Source organism: Streptomyces longispororuber, assembly GCF_014656095.1.
Taxonomy (GTDB): Bacteria; Actinomycetota; Actinomycetes; order Streptomycetales; family Streptomycetaceae; genus Streptomyces; species Streptomyces longispororuber.
The window spans coordinates 1-17,944 of sequence record NZ_BNBT01000101.1 but is presented as its reverse complement, the minus strand read 5'-3'; the positions used below and the strand labels follow the sequence as shown (position 1 = coordinate 17,944).

At 75.3% G+C, this 17,944-nt stretch carries 16 protein-coding genes and 2 pseudogenes; 7 read left to right on the top strand and 11 right to left on the bottom strand.

The window, feature by feature from the left end:
- Positions 1-62 precede the first annotated feature (62 nt).
- The gene (locus IE330_RS26070) at positions 63-722 is read right to left on the bottom strand and encodes a TetR/AcrR family transcriptional regulator (RefSeq protein WP_190138563.1); all 660 of its coding nucleotides are present in this window, start codon (positions 720-722) and stop codon (positions 63-65) included.
- A 214-nt stretch (positions 723-936) separates the two neighbouring features.
- Between IE330_RS26070 and IE330_RS26065 the strand changes: the two genes are divergently transcribed.
- Complete coding sequence (locus tag IE330_RS26065; protein ID WP_229925933.1) at positions 937-2,055, top strand: serine hydrolase domain-containing protein; 1,119 nt, start codon at positions 937-939, stop codon at positions 2,053-2,055.
- A gap of 123 nt (positions 2,056-2,178) precedes the next feature.
- On the opposite strand, the pseudogene IE330_RS26060 reads toward IE330_RS26065, so the two are convergent.
- Positions 2,179-3,142, bottom strand: a pseudogene (locus IE330_RS26060) (zinc-binding dehydrogenase).
- 207 nt (positions 3,143-3,349) lie between these two features.
- Here IE330_RS26060 and IE330_RS26055 point away from each other — a divergent pair.
- The 4 genes and pseudogenes from IE330_RS26055 to IE330_RS26040 all read left to right on the top strand — a co-directional run bounded on the left by IE330_RS26055 (position 3,350) and on the right by IE330_RS26040 (position 5,926).
- Positions 3,350-4,011 (top strand): annotated as a pseudogene (locus tag IE330_RS26055) (TetR/AcrR family transcriptional regulator).
- 242 nt (positions 4,012-4,253) lie between these two features.
- The gene (locus IE330_RS26050) at positions 4,254-4,457 is read left to right on the top strand and encodes a cold-shock protein (protein ID WP_037622929.1); all 204 of its coding nucleotides are present in this window, start codon (positions 4,254-4,256) and stop codon (positions 4,455-4,457) included.
- 147 nt (positions 4,458-4,604) lie between these two features.
- Positions 4,605-5,270 carry a pyridoxamine 5'-phosphate oxidase family protein gene (locus IE330_RS26045; RefSeq protein ID WP_190138561.1) on the top strand — a complete coding sequence of 222 codons (666 nt, stop codon included), beginning with the start codon at positions 4,605-4,607 and terminating at the stop codon, positions 5,268-5,270.
- A 275-nt stretch (positions 5,271-5,545) separates the two neighbouring features.
- Positions 5,546-5,926, top strand: a complete 381-nt coding sequence (locus IE330_RS26040) for a hypothetical protein (protein ID WP_229925931.1) — start codon at positions 5,546-5,548, stop codon at positions 5,924-5,926.
- Positions 5,927-5,996: 70 nt separating this feature from the next.
- Here IE330_RS26040 and IE330_RS26035 read toward each other — a convergent pair whose 3' ends face one another.
- On the bottom strand, positions 5,997-6,767 hold the full coding sequence (locus IE330_RS26035) for an alpha/beta fold hydrolase (RefSeq protein ID WP_190138560.1): 771 nt from the start codon (positions 6,765-6,767) through the stop codon (positions 5,997-5,999).
- Between the two features lie 82 nt (positions 6,768-6,849).
- On the bottom strand, positions 6,850-9,765 hold the full coding sequence (locus IE330_RS26030; RefSeq protein WP_190138559.1) for an ATP-binding protein: 2,916 nt from the start codon (positions 9,763-9,765) through the stop codon (positions 6,850-6,852).
- A 224-nt stretch (positions 9,766-9,989) separates the two neighbouring features.
- On the opposite strand from IE330_RS26030, the gene IE330_RS26025 reads away from it, so the two are divergent.
- Complete coding sequence (locus tag IE330_RS26025) at positions 9,990-10,160, top strand: hypothetical protein (RefSeq protein ID WP_190138558.1); 171 nt, start codon at positions 9,990-9,992, stop codon at positions 10,158-10,160.
- 30 nt (positions 10,161-10,190) lie between these two features.
- Here IE330_RS26025 and IE330_RS26020 read toward each other — a convergent pair whose 3' ends face one another.
- The 7 genes from IE330_RS26020 to IE330_RS25990 form a co-directional block, all read right to left on the bottom strand.
- Entirely contained in the window at positions 10,191-10,574 is a 384-nt protein-coding gene (locus tag IE330_RS26020) for a VOC family protein (RefSeq protein WP_190138557.1), read from the bottom strand.
- A 275-nt stretch (positions 10,575-10,849) separates the two neighbouring features.
- Positions 10,850-12,253, bottom strand: coding sequence for a hypothetical protein (locus IE330_RS26015; RefSeq protein WP_190138556.1), 1,404 nt, complete (start codon positions 12,251-12,253; stop codon positions 10,850-10,852).
- Positions 12,250-12,648 (bottom strand): hypothetical protein, encoded by a 399-nt coding sequence (locus IE330_RS26010; protein WP_190138555.1) that lies wholly within the window; start codon positions 12,646-12,648, stop codon positions 12,250-12,252. The genes IE330_RS26015 and IE330_RS26010 overlap by 4 nt, the downstream gene beginning before the upstream one ends.
- Before the next feature lie 110 nt (positions 12,649-12,758).
- The gene (locus IE330_RS26005) at positions 12,759-13,877 is read right to left on the bottom strand and encodes a nitroreductase family protein (RefSeq protein ID WP_190138554.1); all 1,119 of its coding nucleotides are present in this window, start codon (positions 13,875-13,877) and stop codon (positions 12,759-12,761) included.
- Positions 13,878-13,882: 5 nt separating this feature from the next.
- The gene (locus IE330_RS26000; protein ID WP_190138553.1) at positions 13,883-15,343 is read right to left on the bottom strand and encodes a SagB/ThcOx family dehydrogenase; all 1,461 of its coding nucleotides are present in this window, start codon (positions 15,341-15,343) and stop codon (positions 13,883-13,885) included.
- A 204-nt stretch (positions 15,344-15,547) separates the two neighbouring features.
- A complete protein-coding gene (locus IE330_RS25995; protein WP_190138552.1) occupies positions 15,548-15,685 on the bottom strand; it encodes a hypothetical protein in 138 nt (45 codons plus the stop codon).
- Between the two features lie 315 nt (positions 15,686-16,000).
- Positions 16,001-16,708: a hypothetical protein gene (locus IE330_RS25990; RefSeq protein WP_190138551.1), complete on the bottom strand. Its 708-nt coding sequence runs from the start codon at positions 16,706-16,708 to the stop codon at positions 16,001-16,003.
- Positions 16,709-16,952: 244 nt separating this feature from the next.
- Here IE330_RS25990 and IE330_RS25985 point away from each other — a divergent pair.
- Positions 16,953-17,944, top strand: a 992-nt coding sequence (locus IE330_RS25985) for an AfsR/SARP family transcriptional regulator (RefSeq protein WP_229925930.1), incomplete at its 3' end; no start/stop codon positions are given.

The following is a 17,944-nucleotide window of genomic DNA, read 5'->3' as shown; positions in this document are numbered from 1 at the left end:
CGACCGGCACACTCGTAGCGCGGTAGCGAGGTAGCGCCGTACCGCGACCGGCGGCTCGCCGGTCAGTTCGCGCGGATCGCGGCCTCGATGTGGCTCAGGTGCGCGGCGAGGATCTCCTCGAACGCGGCGCGGCGGTCCACGCCGAGGGGGCGGACGTCGCGGGCGTAGTGGGCCAGGGCCGGGAAGCGTTCGGGGTCGGCGCCGAGCACCGCGACGCGGAACAGCTCCAGGCCCTGTTCGTACTCCTCGGGGGTGACGGTGCTGCCCCCGGCCTCGGCGGCGATCAGGGCGGCGATGAGGACCGCGAGCCGGTGGTAGCGCGCCGGGACCTCCTCGTCGGGCAGTCCGGACGCGCGCAGGGCCTGCAGCACCTCTTCCATGACCAGCCGCGAACCGGTGCCGCTCGACGCGTAGCGCCCCCAGACGGCGGCGAGTTGGGGCTGCTGCCCGAAGGCCTCACGCACGCGCAGGGCCAGGGCCGTGACGCGCTCCTTCCAGTCGCCCTCGGGGCGGTAGCCGTCCATCGCGGCCAGGAGGATGCGGTCGGCGACCGCGCGCAGCAGTTCCGTCTTGCTGCGGAAGTGTCGGTAGAGGCTGGAGGGGTCGGTCCCGAGGGCCGCGGCCAGCTTGCGCACGCTGAACGAATCCGCGTCGCTCGTCCGCAGCAGCTCCGTCGCCGCGTCCAGGATCTCCTCGGTCGACCAACGCCGTCGGCCCGTCATCTCGCTCCTCCCACTGACTCCCCCGGCTTTCTCCGACTTCCGCCAGCCTTCACCCTAGCTGTGCACCTCCCGTTGCACACACTGTGTGCATAATGAGGACATGAGTGTGCCGGGCGGGCCGGCACACCCTCTCGTGCCCTGTTGCCCGGGCCGGGCGTCCGCTGCGGGGCCCACCCGGGAACACGAAAGGACGCATGACGTGAAGAACTCCCCTGTGTCCAGCCCTCTCGACCCCGCGGTACTCGACGCGGCCCTCGAGGGCGTCCACCGCGCCGGGATGCCGGGCCTGTTCGCCGAGGTGCGCGACGGCGACCAGGTCTGGCGCGGCGCCGCCGGGGTCGCCGACGTCACCACCGGCCGCCCCGTCACCGCCGACATGCGGCACCGGGTCGGCAGCATCACCAAGACCTTCACCGCCGCCGCGGTGCTGCAGCAGGCCGAGAGCGGCCAGGTCGGGCTCGACACACCGATCGGCCACTACCTCCCGACGCTGGTTCCCGGAGCACGCGGTGACGCGATCACGGTCCGGATGCTGCTCAACCACACCAGCGGCCTCGCCGAGTACCTGCCGTACGCCTATCCGTCCCTGAAGGCGTTCCCCGCCCTCGCGGACACCGGACCGCAGAGCTTCGACGACCACCGCCGCACGCGGTTCGACCCCGTCGACCTGATCGAGATGGGGGTCACCGCCCCGGCCGTCGGCACGCCCGGCGGCACCCCGGGGGTGTACTCCAACACCAATTACCTGCTCCTCGTCCAGCTCCTGGAACACGTCACCGGCACGACGGCCGAGCAGTACATCAGCCGGAACGTCATCGAGCGCGCCGGACTGCGGGACACCGAACTCCCCACCGGACCGCACGTCCGCGGGCCGCACTCGCGGCTCTACGAGGCGTGGTTCGGCATGATCGACCCGCCGCGCGACTACAGCGTCTACGACATGTCGTGGGTGGGCCCGTCGGCCTCGCTGATATCCACCGTCGCGGACCTCAACCGCTTCTACGGCAGCCTGTTCGCCGGGGAGGTCGTCAGCCCGTCGTCGCTGGCGCAGATGCGACGCACGGTCCCGATCATCTCCCAGGAGGGACGGAGGATCGACTACGGCCTCGGCCTGCACCCCATGGAGGGCCCGGGCGAGGGCACCTTCTGGGGCCACGGCGGCACGGTCTGGGGCGGCGGGGCCCTGGCCATGACCCGCGCCGACGGCAAGCGGCAACTGGCGGTCGCGGTCAACCTGCAGCGCTGGAACAGCCTCGACTCCACCGGCCGACCACAGCCCCACCCCATCGACGAGGCACTGGCGACGCTGTACCGCGTGGCGATGTACGGCTGAGTGGGGCCGAGGGGGCGGGGCGCGGAGAGTTCCGTGCCCCGCCCTCCGCGGCGCGCCACCCAAGCACCGGATGCCGCGCGCAGGCCGAGCACCGGCAGGGCGCGTAAGCCGGCCCCGCCCGGCTCAGGGCACCAGTACCACCCTTCCGAAGACCTCCCCCGCGTCCATCGCGCGGTGGGCCGACGCCGCCTGGTCGAGGGGCAGTACCTCGTGTACGACCGTGCGCAGGGCCCCCTGCGCGGCGTCGGCGAACTGTGCCGACCGTACGGCCTGGCGGTCGGGGGCGGGCACGGTGTCGGCGCTGAACGTGGCGAACGTCAACGACTTGCGGAAGGCGTCCAGCAGCCGCGTGCCGAAGTCCGCCGGCGGCTGACCGGCGACCACTCCCACCGCCACGTACCGTCCGTTGGTGTCCAACCTGTCCAGGAAGTGGGGCAGCCCGGGACCGCCCACGACGTCGATCACCACGTCGAAGGCCGCCGGCGCGTCCGGGCCGCCCGCTCCCGAGCGGTCGAGGACATGGGTCGCGCCCAGGTCCCGCAGACGGGCGCCGCGCTCCGCCGACGAGGTGGTGACCGCCACCGCGCTCGCGCCGCCCCTGGCCGCGAGCTGGACCGCCGTGATGCCGATGCTGCCCGCCGCACCGCGTACGAGCACTCTCTCGCCGGGCGCCAACCGGGCCCGGTCCAGGGCGAAGTGGGCGACCACGCCGGAGCCGCCGAGGGTCCACCGCGGCGGCGCCGCTCAGGCCGTCGGGCAGTACGAGAACGTCCTCGACCGCGGCGACGGCCTGCTCCGCGTACCCGCCGGAGAGGCCGGTCAGCGCCCACACCCGCCGTCCGATCCACGAGGCGTCCACCCCCTCCCCCACCGCGGTGACCCTTCCCGCGACCTCGCTGCCGAGGAGGTGGCCCTCCCGGAAGCCGTAGGCGGACAGCGTTCCCCGGCGGATCACGGCGTCCACGCCGCCCACCCCGACCGCTTCCGTGGCGATCCGCACCTGCCCCGGAGCGGGAACGGGCGCGGGCACATCAACGACCTCCAAGCCGTCGGGGTCCCCGAACGTCCTGATGACGACGGCTTTCATGTCTGCTCCTCTGCTCGACTGCGTCCAAGGCACGTGGTGAGGTGAGACGGATCACGGTGGCCGCCGCCGGGGGCGTGCGGCCGATCCCCGCCACCGGGGCGGCACCACCAGGGGACGGACCGTCCGGCACCGCCATGGGCCGAACCGTCCGGCACCGTCGTGGGACCGTAACGAACGCCTCCGTCCCTGTGGCCGAAGTGAGAGACGATGACCGACCAACTGCCTCGGACCGCGCGCTCCGACGCCCGCGACAACCGCGCCCGCATCCTGGAAGCCGCCCGCGCGGTGTTCGGCGCGGAGGGCCTGAGGGCGCCGGTGCGCGACGTCGCCCGGCACGCGGGCCTCGGCCCCGCCACGCTGTACCGGCACTTCCCGACCAAGCAGGCTCTGATCGCGGAGGCCTTCGCCGAGCAGCGGCGGGCCTGCCACGCCGCCGTGCGCGACGCCCTCGCGGACGCGGACCCGTGGCGCGGGTTCCGGGGCCTGGTCGAACGGATCTGTGAACTCCACGCGCACAGCAGGGGCTTCGCCGACGCCTTCATGACGGCCTTCCCCGAGGCCATGGACTTCGCCGCCGACCGGGAGCGGACCCTGCGCGCGGTCGGCGAACTGGCCCGCCGCGCCCAGGAGACGGGCCGGCTGCGCCCCGGCTTCGTCGTCGACGACCTGGTCCTCATGCCCTGGCCCATCGGGGCCTCGACGACACGCCGCCCGCCGACCGGGTCACGGCCTCCCGCCGCTTCGCCGCGTACGTGATCGAGGCGTTCCGCGCCGTACCGGAGACGGCGGCCCCTACGCCGCTGCCGCCCGCACCACACCTGTGGCTCACCCGCTCGCCCGGCACACCGTGGAACGGCTCCGAAGCCTGACCCCCTTGGCCTGTCCCTGCCACAATCAGGCCGGAAAGTGCCCCCATCCTGGAGTTCGTCGCGGCTCGCAGCCGTTACCCACTGGTGCGGGATCATCTCGCCATGTAGCGTCGTCGTCAGATGTCGTGGTTCGCAGGACCTGCCCGCGCCTTGGCGCGGGCGCTTTGCTGTGCAGTGCCGGACCAGGGCGATCACCTCCAGGGCCGCGCGGTGCGGCCCGACGTCAACTGAGAGGCACCAGCATGGCCAGCGGAACTGTCAAGTGGTTCAACGCCGAGAAGGGCTTCGGCTTCATCGCCCAGGACGGCGGCGGTCCGGACGTCTTCGCGCACTACTCCAACATCAACGCCACCGGCTTCCGTGAGCTCCAGGAAGGCCAGGCGGTCACCTTCGACATCACCCAGGGCCAGAAGGGCCCGCAGGCGGAGAACATCACCCCCGCCTGACGCCTGACCCGTCACCACGCCCGGCACGACGTGGTCCGCGCGCCCAGCGCGGACCGACTGCCCGGGTGAGCACGCACCACAGGCCCGCCGGCCTCACGACCGGCGGGCCTGTGTGGTGACGGCCACCCCGGCGCTAGGGTCGCCCGTATGATGATCGACACCGTGGGTTCCGGCCCGCTCTTCGAATCCCTCCGGGCGGACTCCCTCACCAGCCCGGACCAACTGCGCGAGCTCTACCCGCCGCCGAACCCGAACGCGCTCCGCAAGGAGATCGACCACCTGACCGAGGAGACCCGGGCGCTGATCGGCTGCTCCTCCCTGGTGTTCATCGGCAGCGCGGACGCCGAGGGCCGGGCGGACGTGACGCCGCGCGGCGGCCCTGCCGGGTTCGTCTCGGTGCTCGACGAGCGAACCCTGGTGATACCCGACGCCACCGGCAACAAGCGGCTCGACACCCTGCACAACGTGCTGCGGACCGGACAGGTCGGGCTGCTCTTCCTCATCCCCGGCCGCCCGACCACGCTGCGCGTCAACGGCCGCGCCTGCGTCTCGGCGCGCCCCGAACTGCTCGCCCAGCTCACCCCCGTGGGCAAGCCGCCGGTCACGGCGATCGTGGTGCATGTCGAGCAGGTCTATCCGCACTGCCCGAAGTCGCTGATGCGCGCCAACGCCTGGCACCCGGAGCGATGGGTGCCCGCTGACGCCCAGCCGACCAGCGCGGAAGTGACGCTGGCCCAGCTCGCTCTGCCGGGCCTGACCGTCGAACAGGTCGAGGAGGTCGAACGGGAGTCACTGCGCCTGCGGTACGAGTGACGCGGACCGAGCGCACCCCGACAGCCGAGTGATCCGCGCCACGGCACGCGCGTGTCTGAACCGGGCGCGGTAACCGGCCGGGGCCGTGTCCCGGGGCGGCACAGGTACCGGCCCTGACACGCTCGGACGCTGTCCGAACCGGGTTCGGCGGATGCTCCTCCACGCCGTCCTGTTGCCACGTTTCGGATGTACCGCGCGGCGAGCGCGGCGGCAAACTTGACGGCCTGGGCCATGTGCAGCGGGCACGCGGCCGAAGGATTTCACGGGGTACGTCGGTGGATCTCAGCTCAGTGCTCATCGCTGTGGCAGGCGTCGCGGGAACCCTGGGAGGAGCGCTGCTCACCCAGCGCGGCTCCGAGCGGGCGAAGCGCCTGGAGATGAAGCTCCTGCAAGACCATGAGGAGGTCCGCGAGAACCGCTCGCTGCGGCGCACCTGCTACGTGGAACTCAACCGGGACGCCCGGCAGTTCACCACCGCCCTCAACCGCCAAGCCCTGAACACGGTCTACGGCCAAGTCAAGCGCCTCGAACGCGGTGCCCCCGAACCAGGCGAAACGAGGGAGACCGCAGCCCAGGCCCAGTACGAGATCTGGGAGATGCTCCGAACCATGAGAACCGCTATGCGCCGTGACCTCGGTGTGTCGCATGGCGATTGAGAGCTGACACTCAGCTTTCGTACGGGCTCTCTTGTCCACCTCGACCAGCCATGAGAAGGGCCACGCGAGCTCACGCCGTGGGCAGGCCGGTGAGGAAGGTGCGTACGGCGGTGGTGAAGGGGGCGGGGGCGTCGTGGTGGACGACGTGGCCTGCGGGGAGTTCGACCAGGTGGGCACGGCCGGTTCGGCGGGCGATCATTTCCTGGGCGTGGTCTCGGGGCAGGACTTCGCTGGTCGCTCCCCGGATGAGGAGGGTCGGGCAGGTCACCGACTCCCAGTCGCTCCAGTAAGCGCCGGTGAGGGCCTGGTGGGACCGCACCGTGTCCTCGATGTCGAAGGAGTACCCCCAGCCGTCGCCGAAGTGGCGCAGGCAGCACTCGATGTACGGCGCCGTCGGGCCGAGCGCCTCGGCCCACGCCTGGCGGGTCGGGGCGTTGCGGGGCAGTCGCGTGGTGAGCGACCAGTCGGCGTTCACCTCGGCGCCGACGTCCTCGACGATCAGCGCGGTCACCAGGTCGGCGTGGCGGGCGGCGTACTGGTAGGCGTTCACGCCGCCCATGGAGTGGCCGAGGACCGGCACCGGTCCGACATCCAGGTGGCGGTGGAAGGCCGCGACGTCGGCGACGTAGTCGTCGCGCCCGTAGCTCTCGGCGCGGTTGGACTCGCCGTGCCCCCGCTGGTCGAGGGCGATCACTCGCCACCTCGGTGCCAGCGCACGGGCCAGCGGGGCGAACACCGCTGCCTCGTTGTAGTGCCCGTGCAGGGCCAGCACCGGCAGGCCCGGGCCGCCGAAGTCCAGGTACGACAACCGCCGTCGGCCGACCGAGAAGGACGCGCGCATGCCCCGGATGCTAGCGCCGGCCCCGGCTGTGCGACGGGCCGTCCGTGACAGCTTCACCTCGACGTGCGGCCCGGCCGCGCGCTCACTCGGGGCCGGTGGTGTCCGAGCCCGGTGGGTCGGTCGTGTCCGGGGCGGCCACCGGGGCGGTGAGGGCGGACCAGACCGGGTCGTACAGCGCGACGGTGTGTTCCGGGGGCTCGCCACGCGCGAGGGCCTCGACGAAGGCGAGATCGGGGCCGGAGGCCGGGTCCGGGGCGCCGGGCTGCGACCCGTCGCAGAGCAGCGGCTTCTTCGGCTTGCCCAGGTGGGCCAGCGTGGAGCGGGCCGCGCGCGCCAGCTCAGGATCGTGGACGTCGGCGGCGCAGGCGGCCACGGCCCGCTCCAGCAGCGGGCGCGCCGCCGCGCGGTCGCCGGACTTCGCCTGGAAGGAGCCGAGTTGGTACAGGCCCAGGGCGGTGAGCCGCTCGTCCGTGCCGGTCTCGGCCAGCGCGAGACCCTCCCGTGTCCACCTGAGGGCCGCCGAGCCGTGGCACGCCGGGCACAGCGTCCAGTAGGCCTTGCCGATCTCCAGGGAGGCCACCGCCACCTTCGCCCGGTCGCCCGCCTGCCGGAACACCCGGACCGCCCACGCCAGCAGGGTCAGAGCGGCCCGCGGGGACGGCGCCCGGCCGCCGTGCAGCAGCGTACGCGCGTGGGTGAGGGCCACCATGCCGGTTCCTGACCCTGACCGGTCGCCGGGGCAGGCTCGGTACAGCCGCGCGGCCCGGACCAGGGCCTCGGTCGCGGCCATCGGCTCGCCGCGCCGCCGCAGCAGCTCCGCGAGGGCGACGAGCGCCATGGCCTCGCCCTGCGGATCGCCGGAGTCCCGCGACAGACGGGCGTCCTCGCGGTGGACGGACTCGGCCTCGGCCAGGTCGCCGCGCAGGGCGTGGACCAGGCCGAGGTTGTGCAGGGCCGCGCTCGCCGCGCGCGGCCGCCCGGCCTCCGTGGCCACCCGCACCGCCTCCCCCAGCCGTGCCACCGCCTCGTCCAGGCGGCCCGTCAGGCGGCACGCGTTGCCGAGGAAGCAGAGCGCGGCCGCCAGGTCCGCGGGGGCCAGCAGCCGGGCGGCCTCCAGCGCGTGCGTGCCGCAGCGGTACGCGTCGACGCCGTGCCAGTGGCTCTCCAGGTAGCGCTGGAGGTCGAGCGTGACCGTGAGGGCGGTCCGCGGGCGGCCTTGCTCCCGGGCGGCGGCGACCAGGGCGACGAGGTTGCCGCGCTCGGTGTTCAGCCAGGCCAGGGCTTGCGCCGGTCCGGCGAAGGCCCATGGGCGGGCTGCCGAGGGGGCGGGCGGGACAGCGTCCGGAAGCCCGGGGCCGCCCTGCCGCAGGCAGGCGTCCGCCGCCGCCGTCAGCGTCGTGCAGTGGTCGTCGAGGCGTCGGGCAGCCGCGCGCACCTCGTCCAGGGCGGCCCCGGCGCCGGAGGGAGCGCCGTCCTCGGCCCCGGTCCGCTCGGCCTTCTCCACCGCGTACAGCCGTACGAGATCGTGCAGCGACCAGCGTTCGGCGTCCTGCGCGGGCAGGTCGGGCATCGGCAGGTGCGTCCGGGTGAGCAGGTGGTGGCGGGACAGGTCGGCGAGGTGGCGGCGGGCCCGGTGGTGGGGCAGGTCGAGCAGGACGGCGGCGGTGGCCGTCGAGACGTCCGGGCCCGGGGCCGTGGCGAGCAGGCGCAGGGCACGGGCCGGTGCCTCGGGCAGGCGCCGGTAGGACAGGTCGAGACTGGCCCGTACCGCCAGGGGTCGCCCTTCCGCGTCGTCCTCGTCGAGCGCGAGGGCGTCCAGCCGGTCGCGGGCCTCCCGCAGCAGGTCGGCGTGCGCCGCGAGCGGCAGGCCGGGGTCCGCGCGCAGCAGCGCGGCCGTGACGCGCAGTGCGAGCGGCAACCGGCCGCACAGCTCGGCCAGTTCGAGCGCGCCCGCGGGGTCCGCGGCGCACCGCGTGTCCTGTGTGTCCCCGGCCCGCAGCGCCGTGTCGAGTACCGTCACGGCCTCGCGCGGCGGCAGCGGGCCGAGGGTCACGCGGTGGGCGGGCAGCGAGGTCAGCGCCTGGCGGGAGGTGAGCAGGGCGCGGTGCGGCGCCCCCGGCAGCAGGGCGCCGTACCGGCCGGTCCCGTGGACGTTGTCCAGGACCACCAGCAGCGGTGTCCCCCGCGCGGCCAGCTCGTGCAGCAGCCGCTGCCAGGCGTCCAGGGCACCGTCCTCGGTACCGGGCAGCTTCCGGGCGGGTACGCCCATGGCGCGCAGCAGCCGGTCCGCGACCGCGCCCGCGCTCACCGGCTCCTGGGTGCTGTAGCCCCGCAGGTCGGCGTGGACGGCGCCACCGGGGAACCATCCCCGTCGCTGTGCCTGGTGTGCCGCGTGCAGCGCCAGCGCGGTCTTGCCCACCCCGCCCATGCCCGCGACCGCCGAGACGACGACGGCGGGCGCGTCCTCCGCGTACGCCCGGTCGGGGTCCAAGTGAGCCAGTACGTCGGCCACTTCGGCCGCACGCCCCGCGAAGTCCGCGGGCGGGGGCGGCAGCGTGACGGGTCCCGTCGGCACCGTGCCCGGCTCCCGGTCCCGCGTCCGCGGGCGTCCGCCGCGCGCCCCCGCGGCCCGCTCCGTGTGCACGTCGGCCAGCAGGCGCCGCCACTGCTCCGCGGCGAGGAAGGCGTACCCGCGGGCGCCGGTGAGCCCGTCCGTACGGCGCCGGTCCTGGCGGCGGCGGGCCTCCCGTTCGAGGTGGGCGACCAGCTCCAGGAAGACCTTCTCCCGCTCCTCGGCGCAGACGGTGTCACCGCTCAGCCACGCTCCCAGCGTGCTGGTGCTGACGGGGCGCCCGCCTGCCCGCCGGCCCCGCGGCGCGGGCCGCACGGCGTCCGCCATCTGCCGCAGCGGCGGCGTGCCCGCGGCCTCGCGCAGCCTGGCCAGCTCGGCCACGAGTCGCCCGACGCACCGCCCCGCACCTGCCCCGCCGCTGTCCACCTGCCGCCTCCGTAAGGCCCGTTGCGTCTACTCGTACCGCCGAGCGGGCGTCGCGGGCCTCCGGCCCCGGACACCCTCCGGACACCGGGTCACCGCCGCGCCGACCTGGCCGACGACGGCTCGCCATGGCGGTGCGTGCTGGCCGGAAACCCCTCGGACACCGCTTCATGGGCCGACCAGCGGCCGCGCCCGGCGGCCGCGCTCCCCCTCACCTGGAGCAAGTCATGTGCTGTCCGCCCGCCACACCCCCCACCCCGCAGGGCGCTTCCCGTCGGCGGCGCGCCGCCCTGCTGCGCGCCGCCGCGCGCCGCGTGGCCCTCGCCGCCGTCTCCGGGGCCGCGAGCGCCGTGGTGACCGCGCTGGTCCGCCTGGTGCACCTGCCGCCGCTGTCCTGACCGCCACCCGCCCCGGCGGGACGCGCGGGGTCAGACCGGCTGGATCCGGGAGCGCAGGAGGCAGAACTCGTTGCCCTCCGGGTCGGCGAGGACGTACCAGCTCTCGGTGCCGGTCTGGCCGACGTCGGCGGTCCTGGCGCCGAGGGCGAGCAGCCGCTCCAGCTCGGCGTCCTGGTCGCGGTCGGTGGGGTTGACGTCGATGTGCAGCGGGAGCTTGCCGTTCCGCGGATCGCTGCCGGGGCTGAGGACGAGCGTGGGCAACGGGCTGCCTGACCCGGTGCCGGGCGGCCCGATCTCGATGCTTCCGTCGTCCTCCCGGCCGATCTCGACGTAGCCGAGCACCTCGCTCCAGAAGGCGGCGAGGCGCTCCGGATCGGCACAGTCGATGACCAACTCACTGATGCGGCATGCCATGTACGGCAGTTTACGTGGGGCCGGAGTCGCGCCCGGTGCGGGAGAGGGAGGTGCCGGAACGGCCTGGTCGCCGGTCCGGAGCGGGCTCGCGGGGGCGGGCCACCGGTACGGCTCCTGGCCGTCAACAGCAGTCGCTCCGCGGTCAGGGCGGGGGCGGCGCGGTGCTGCGGCGTGCCGTCGCCGGGTGAGGTGCCGTGGCCGCGTACGGCCGCCCCGGCCGTCGTCGGCGGGGCCGGGGCCGGTTGAGCCGTGGCGTGCGTCGCGGGACCGGTGCGCTACGGGGCGGGGGGCGCCGCCCAGGCCTCCGCCAGGTAGCGGGCCCGGATTCCCCCGGCCGCCACCAGCGCCTCCCTCGCGGCGGCCGGGCCCCGCCCCGTGGCGCGTGCGTGCACGCGCAGGGCGTGCAGGGTCTCGGCGTAGCCCTGCGCGTAGGCACGGTTGGCCTCCCGGATCTGGTGGCCGGCCGGGATGTCGCCGAACAGCGCGGGCGAGGCGGCCGCGACGCGCCGCACCACGTCCTGCGCGGCCCGGGCGCCGCGCTGTCGGCGTACGTCCGTGACGACGACGGGGAGCAGGCGCTTCACGCGGAACCACAGGGCGAGTTCGGTGAGCCCGGGGTGGGTCTCGGCCGCCTGCCGCTCGGCGAGCACGGCCCAGCCCTCCAGGGCGCTGATGTCCCCCAGGACCGCCGCGGCGCCGCCGAACCGCAGCCGGGCGTGGTGGGCGTGCAGCGCGTGCCCCGGGAACGCCTCGTGGGCGAGGAGCAGCAGCAGGGCGAGCCGGTCCCGCGCGGGGGCGTGCCGGGCGGTGGGGACCTCGGGCCCCAGGAACACGTCGCCGCCCCGGTCGCCGGGCCGGAACAGGGCCACCGGTACGAGGTCGGCCAGCGCGCCACGGGCGGTGCGCACCTCCGGTGGCCGGAACCCGGGCGGAGGAGGCGGCGCACAGGTGGTGAGCAGCAGGCGCAGGAGGTCGGGCGGCGCGCCGCCGGCCAGCGCGCGGGCCAGGGCCGCCGCCTCGTGCGCGTGGCGGCGGCGGGCGGACGCGGGCTCGGCGGAGGTGTCGAGGAGCAACGCGTGCAGGGCGGCCCCGTCGTGGGCGTCGAGGAGGGCCGCTCCCCCGGCGGACGCGGAGCCGTGGCCGTCGGCGGGGGCCGGACCACGTCGGCGCGTGCCGTGGCGGCCGTTGGCCGCGGGCGGGTGCACGGTGGACTCCTTCCCGACGTCGTACGGTACGGCGAGGGGGTGTCCGGTCGCCGCGGCGGTGCGCAGGGCGCGCAGGTGGCGGCGGCATTCGTGGCGCGTCCACGGCTGCTCGGCGGCCAGCGCGCGCAGGTGGGCGCTGGCCTCGGCGAGGCCGGCACCGCTGTGGACCAGGCGGCGCAGCCAGCGTGCCTGTCGGCGTGCCCAGTCGTCGGCCTGCCGTGCCACCGCGCGGTCCCAGGGGGTCGGCGGGCGGTCGGCGAGGCCGAGCAGCCGGGCGGACAGGGCGTCCAGTTCGGCGGCGCGGGCGGCCAGGTCCACGGGGTGGGCCCAGTCCGGTTCGGCGCCCCGCAGCCAGGCCGCCGCGGGGCGTGCGCGGCGGAACCAGGCCGCCGCGTCGGCCAGGGCCTCGGCCAGCGCTCCGTCGAGGTCACCGGTCGGCCGCCGCGCCTGCCGCGCGGCGGGGCGGGCCGTCATGTCCCCGCGCCCACGGGGACGGCGGCGCCCTCGTGCCGGCGTACGGCCACGGCGGTGAGCAGCAGTCCGGCCGCCCAGTACGCGACGAACGCCGCGAAGGCCCCAGGAGGGCCCGCCACCGCGTGCCCGCACAGCGCCCCGGGCAGCAGGACCGCGACCGCGCAACCGGTGGCCAGGGCCACGGCCGTGCCCGTGGTGGTGAGCCGCCGCGTCTGCTCCTCGTCGCCCGCTCCGGCGGCCAGGTTCGGCGGGATTCGCAGGCCGAGCGGGGAGGCGCCGAGGAGGTTCGCCGCCACGTCGACGACGGTGACCGCCGCCCGCGCGATCGCGTCGTGGTGGCCGATGACCGCGAGGTCGACGGCGGTGGACAGCAGGGGCAGGAGTCCGGCTGCCATGGGCGGCACCGGGAGGACCGCCACGGCGCGCAGGGTGGTGCGCTCCCCCGCAACGGGCTCGCGGCCCGTGCGCGCACCACCCGCGCCGGGGTGTCGGTCGCGCACGCCCGCTACCCCGCGCTGAGGCAGTACATGACCTGGTGGCGCGCGTCGGACAGGCCCAGGCACGCGTTGGCCGCCGAGTCGCGCGCGGCGGGGCTGATGTGGGTCGACTTCTCCAGGGCGGTCGCGCTGAGCAGGAGGTATCCCATGGCGTGGGCCGCGTCGAGCCACAGGTGGCGCAGCGCCCGTTCGTGCCGGTAGCGCCACTGGTACCGCTCGAAGTCGGCCACCAGCAGCACCGTGGCCGCCGCCGACAGGGGCGCGGGCTGGCCGACCAGGATCGCGGACATCCGGCGGCGGAGCGCGTCGGCATCGGCGTCGTCCGCCACGTCCGCGTCGGCACCCGCGTACGTACCGGTGCGGGTAGTCGCGTCGGTGTGAGCAGGCATGTCGGTGTCGGTGTGGGTGTCGGTCTCCGCGTCCGCGGGTGCGGCCGGGGTCGGTGTCGTCCGCGGGGACAGTGGGCTCAGGCTGTCGTCCAGGACGTCGTAGCGGTAGAGGCCGCTCGGCAGGCCGTCCACCGCGTAGCAGGCGACGTAGACGTCCAGCGCGCAACCGAAGCTCACCAGCAGGGACAACGGGTCCTCGGTACGGGCGTGCAGGGCCAGGGCGGCCCGCATCCGCGCGCAGCCGGTGTGCAGGATCCACCCCAGTTCGGCCGCCGGGAAGGGGCGCCGCCGTGGCCGGGGCACCGAGCGCCGGGCCGCCAGGACGCCGCCCACGTCGAGCGTCGCGGACACCGAGCGGTGGTCGAGCCGGACCGGGGCCGGGCCGACGGGGGGCGGTTGCGGTGCTTCGCCGCCGTCGCGGTAGGCGGTGAGCACCTGGCGGCGGATCCCGCCGTCGGGGTCGTCGACGTCGGCGTACCGGGAGCGCCGCGAGAACAGGTAGTACGGCGCGCACCAGCCCCAGTTGCGGTCGATCCACCGGTCGAAGTCGCCGCAGTCCTTCTCCGACTCGTCGATGATCAGGCCCAGTTCGGCGCGGCGGGGCCCGTCGTAGACGAGCTCCAGCGCGGCCCCGGTGGACAGGCCGAACTTCCTGGCGCCGCCGGGCTGCACCAGTTCGAGCCGGTGACCGGTGTCGTCGGGCCCGGGGACGGGCCGGAGGTAGTGCAGGCTGACCACGGTGTTCAGCGCCTTTCGGAGGCAGAGGAGGAGGGGTGCGGTGACGGTGGTGCGGGCGGTGACACGGTGCCCGGGCCCTCCTGGGCGACGGCTGCCTGGTCTCGCGCGGCAGGTGGCCCGCCCTGGGCGGCAGGTGCCCCGCCCCCGGCGGCGGTTGCCCCGCCCTCGGTGCCGGTCACCCCGTCCCGCACGCCGGTCCCCCCGTCCCACGCGCCGGTCGCCCCGTCCCGCACAGCGGTCGCCCCGTCCCGCACAGCCGTCGTACCGTCCCGCACGGCCGTCGTACCGTCCGGTGCTCCCGTGGCGCACCCCCCGTACCCGTCGCCCAGCGCGACGGACAGCACCGGCGCCTCCTCCTCCGGGGCCAGCCGCAGGACGTCGCTGACGCAGGTGTCGTCGATGCCGTGCTGCCCGAACGCGGCCACCCCCATGGCCTGCGCGACCACCTCCGTGGTCGTGAGCAGGTGCCCGACGTCCATGAACAGGGTGCGGAAGGTGCGCGGCTCCCGGTAGCGGTACATGTTGCGCCCGAAGACACTGGTCATCACGAGCACGGCGCGGGTGGTGAACGGCGCCCGCAGGGCCCCGAACAGCGCCCGGCGCGTGCGCTCCGCGTCCAGGTCCGCGACCCTGTGCAGCGCCTCGTCGCCGCAGCGGTAGTGGTACCAGCCCTCCGCGAGGCCCGGTACGTCGAAGACGCACGCGTACCCCTCGGAGGGGTGCCGCGCCCCGCCGGAGGGACTGGTGCGCCGGATGAAGGGTGCCGTGCCCGGTCCTCCGCCCCGGCTCTCCAGGACGCCGAACACGCTGGACATCAGCCGCAGCAGGACCTCCGCGTCGAGCGTGCCCGTGCGCCGCGGCGCCCCGGTGACCTCCTCGAACCGGGCGGTCAGGGTCGGCAGGACGTCGGTGACCCGGGGCGCCGGGACGCCGCCGCCCGTCTCCGGGCACCCGTCACCCGCCGGGTGCGGCACGTCGGCGCACGTCTTGTACCGCTGGCCGTCGAACTCGGCCGTGCGGTAGGCGCGCATGATGGCGCGGTCCTGTGTCCAGCCGTCGACGCTGTAGTCGTAGAAGGGGTAGTCGAACGTCATCAGATGGTGGTCGGCGGCCTCGCTCCAGCCGTACGCCCGCCACTGGGAGAGGAGTTGCTCGACCCAGCGCGTGCGGTCCGAGGTGACCGCCGCCACCAGGAGGTCCTTGCCGAGGAGCGTGTCGAAGGCCGCGGCCAGGTCGGCCTTCCGCGCGCCCGCGTGGGCGGCGACGGCGTCCACGGCCGCTGCCCGCGAGGTCGGTCCCGCTGCGACCACGCACAGGGCCGCGGCGTGCCGGCCGATGGCGAGGTGCCGTTTGGTGACCAGGTCGACCGCGAGCCAGCGCGGGTTGTTGAAGGAGCCCGGCGGCACCAGCCGCACGGCGGGGTTCAGCCGGTAGCGTTCTTCGGTCCTGACGTCTGCGGTGTGCACTGCTGTGTCCCCTCGCGTCCCCTCGTGTCCCACTCGCCTCTGGGGCCCGTACTGCTCCGTACGGGCCTCGTACGCGCCCCGCGTCCCTCCGGAGAGGTGCCTGGCGAGGCCGCCCGGGTAGGTGCTCGGGCACGTCCCGGGGTGGTGTCCGTGCCGGCGCCGGGGCCAGACCCGGCGCCGGCACGGTGTGCGTACGCGCCCGGACTAGCCCATGTCGGGGCGGTACTGGATCAGGGCCGCGGCCGCGTCCTCGACCTCGGTCACCGCGAAGTCGTCGACGTCGGGCACCTCGGCGCGCGCGTCCACGTCCTGCGTGCGCGGCGTCTGTTCTTCCTGCTTCATGCGTTGCTTCCTCTCTCGATGCGCTCTATGCGCGCTCTATGCGCTCGATGCGCTCTGTCCGCCCTGTGCGCTCGGTGCACCCTGTGCGCTCGGTGCGCCTTGTGCGGTGTGTGCGGTGTGTGCGGTGTGTGCGGTGTGTGTGCTGCCCGTGCGCTCCCGCGTGCCGACCGCGTGCGGTCCTTTCCTCGTGCTCCGGGTGCCGCCCCGCCCGCGGTCGGCGCCAGGACGCGGTCACGCCCGGGGTTCCTTCCCCCGTTGCGGTCGCGCGCGGTTCCCGCTCCGGGTCCCGCCCGCGCGCCGCCTTCCGCCCGCGGCTCACGCCCCCGGCGGAAACTCGATGCCGTCGGCGCGTCCGCCCTTGTTCCGCAGGGCCCGGAACCCGAAGCTGAGCAGCACGACCTCCTCGCCCCCGGCCACCGGGGTCCGCCCGTGCGGGGCGAACACGCCGTCGAAGACCAGGATCTGCCTCTCCCCGAGCTCCACGAAGCGCCGCTCGCGCCCCTCCAGGAACACGGTCCTGCTGCCCGTGCGGCCCTCGCTCGGCGGCCGGTGGTGCAGGCACAGGAGCAGCGTGATGTCGCCGTAGCGCTCGTCGTCCAGGTGCAGTTCCAGCGCGCTGCCGTCGAACAGGTAGCCCAGGTAGGTCGACGCGTGCGGCGCCCGTACGGCGACGCCGGTCACCGACTCCACGTACCGGGCCAGGTCCACCGTGCGCACCAGCTCCAGCGCGGCGACGCCGAACTTCGCGTTGACCTTGCCGTTGTTGTACTCGGGGTCCGTACGGAAGCCGCGGCGCGCCTCCGCGAGGAGCGCGACGCGGCGCCCTTCCGTGAACCAGGCGGGGCGGTCGGTGCGCGGCCGGTCGGTGAACAGCCTGCCCGCGAGGCCCGCCGCCGCCTCGTCCACCAGCCGGCCCGCCTCGGTGTCGGGCCCCGGGAGGTCCTTCACGGTGACCGTCCTGCGGAACCACCGCGTCCAGGCGAGTGTGGCCGCGATCCGCCCTGTGTCGTCCAGCGCTCCCACCCGTCCGCGCCCCCTTCCGGCCGATGGCCGCCGTCGTCCCACCGTCGTCCCGCCCGGCGAGGTCGTCCGATGTCGTCCTGTTGTCGTTCCGTTGCTCCCTCACGGTGCGGGCGGGCGCTGTCGTCGCGGTCACGTCCCGGTCACGCGCCCCGGACAGGGCCTGCGGGCGAGGTCCGCAGGGCAGGAGCCTGCGGGGCAGGGCGGCCGGAACGGCCCGGCACCCGTCACGCAGTGCGATACTGAGGTGACGGTGCGCGTACGCGCGGCGTTCGGCGCGGGCACGGACGGGGGCTCCATGGGCTTCGAGTTCAGGCTGCTGGGGCCGGTCGAGGTGGTGTCCGGCGGCACCGCCGTGCCGGTCCCGGCGGCGAAGCAGCGGATCGTCCTCGCCACGCTCCTTCTCGACGCGGGCCACGTCGTTCCCGTGGAGACCCTGGTGGACCGGCTGTGGGACGAGGACCCGCCGGCGGGCGCCCGCAACACCCTGCAGAACCACGTCCTGCGGCTGCGCCGTGCCCTCGGCGCGTGCGGCGGTCCCGGCCCGGCCGGCCGGGGGCCGGTGCGGACCTGCCAGCGCGGGTACGCGATCGACGTCGCCGAGGGCGCGCTCGACCTGCACCGGTTCGACCTGCTGACGCGGCACGCCAAGTCGGCCCTGGCGGCGGACGACGCGGCGCGGGCCTCCGCGCTGCTGTCCGAGGCCCTGGGGCTGTGGCGGGGGCGCCCGTTGGCCGACGTCCCGTCCGCCTCCCTCCAGCGCGACGTCGTCCCCGCCCTCCTCGAACGCCGCACCGTCGCCCTCGAACTGCGCGTGGGGGCCGACCTGCGCCTGGGCCGGCACACCGAACTGCTGCCCGAGCTGGCCGAGTTGACCGCGGCGCACCCGTTGCAGGAGCCGTTCTGGGCGCAGCGGATGCTGGCACTGCACCGCGCGGGGCGCCAGGGCGAGGCGCTGCGCTGCTACCGCACGGTCAGCGCGCTGCTCGCCGAGGAACTGGGCGTGGACCCCGGCGCCGCGCTGCGGGACCTGCACCGCAGGATGCTGGCCGACGACCCGACCCTGGCCGGTCCAGCGCCGCGCGCCACGGCCGGCGCCCCGGACACCGGTGGTACGCACGCCGCCGGTGCCCCGGACACCGGTGGTACGCACGCCGCCGCCCGGGGCACCCATGGTGCGCGTGGCGGCGCCGCCCGGTCGGGCCGTGGCGCGCGAACCGCCGCCGCGCCGGAGGCCAG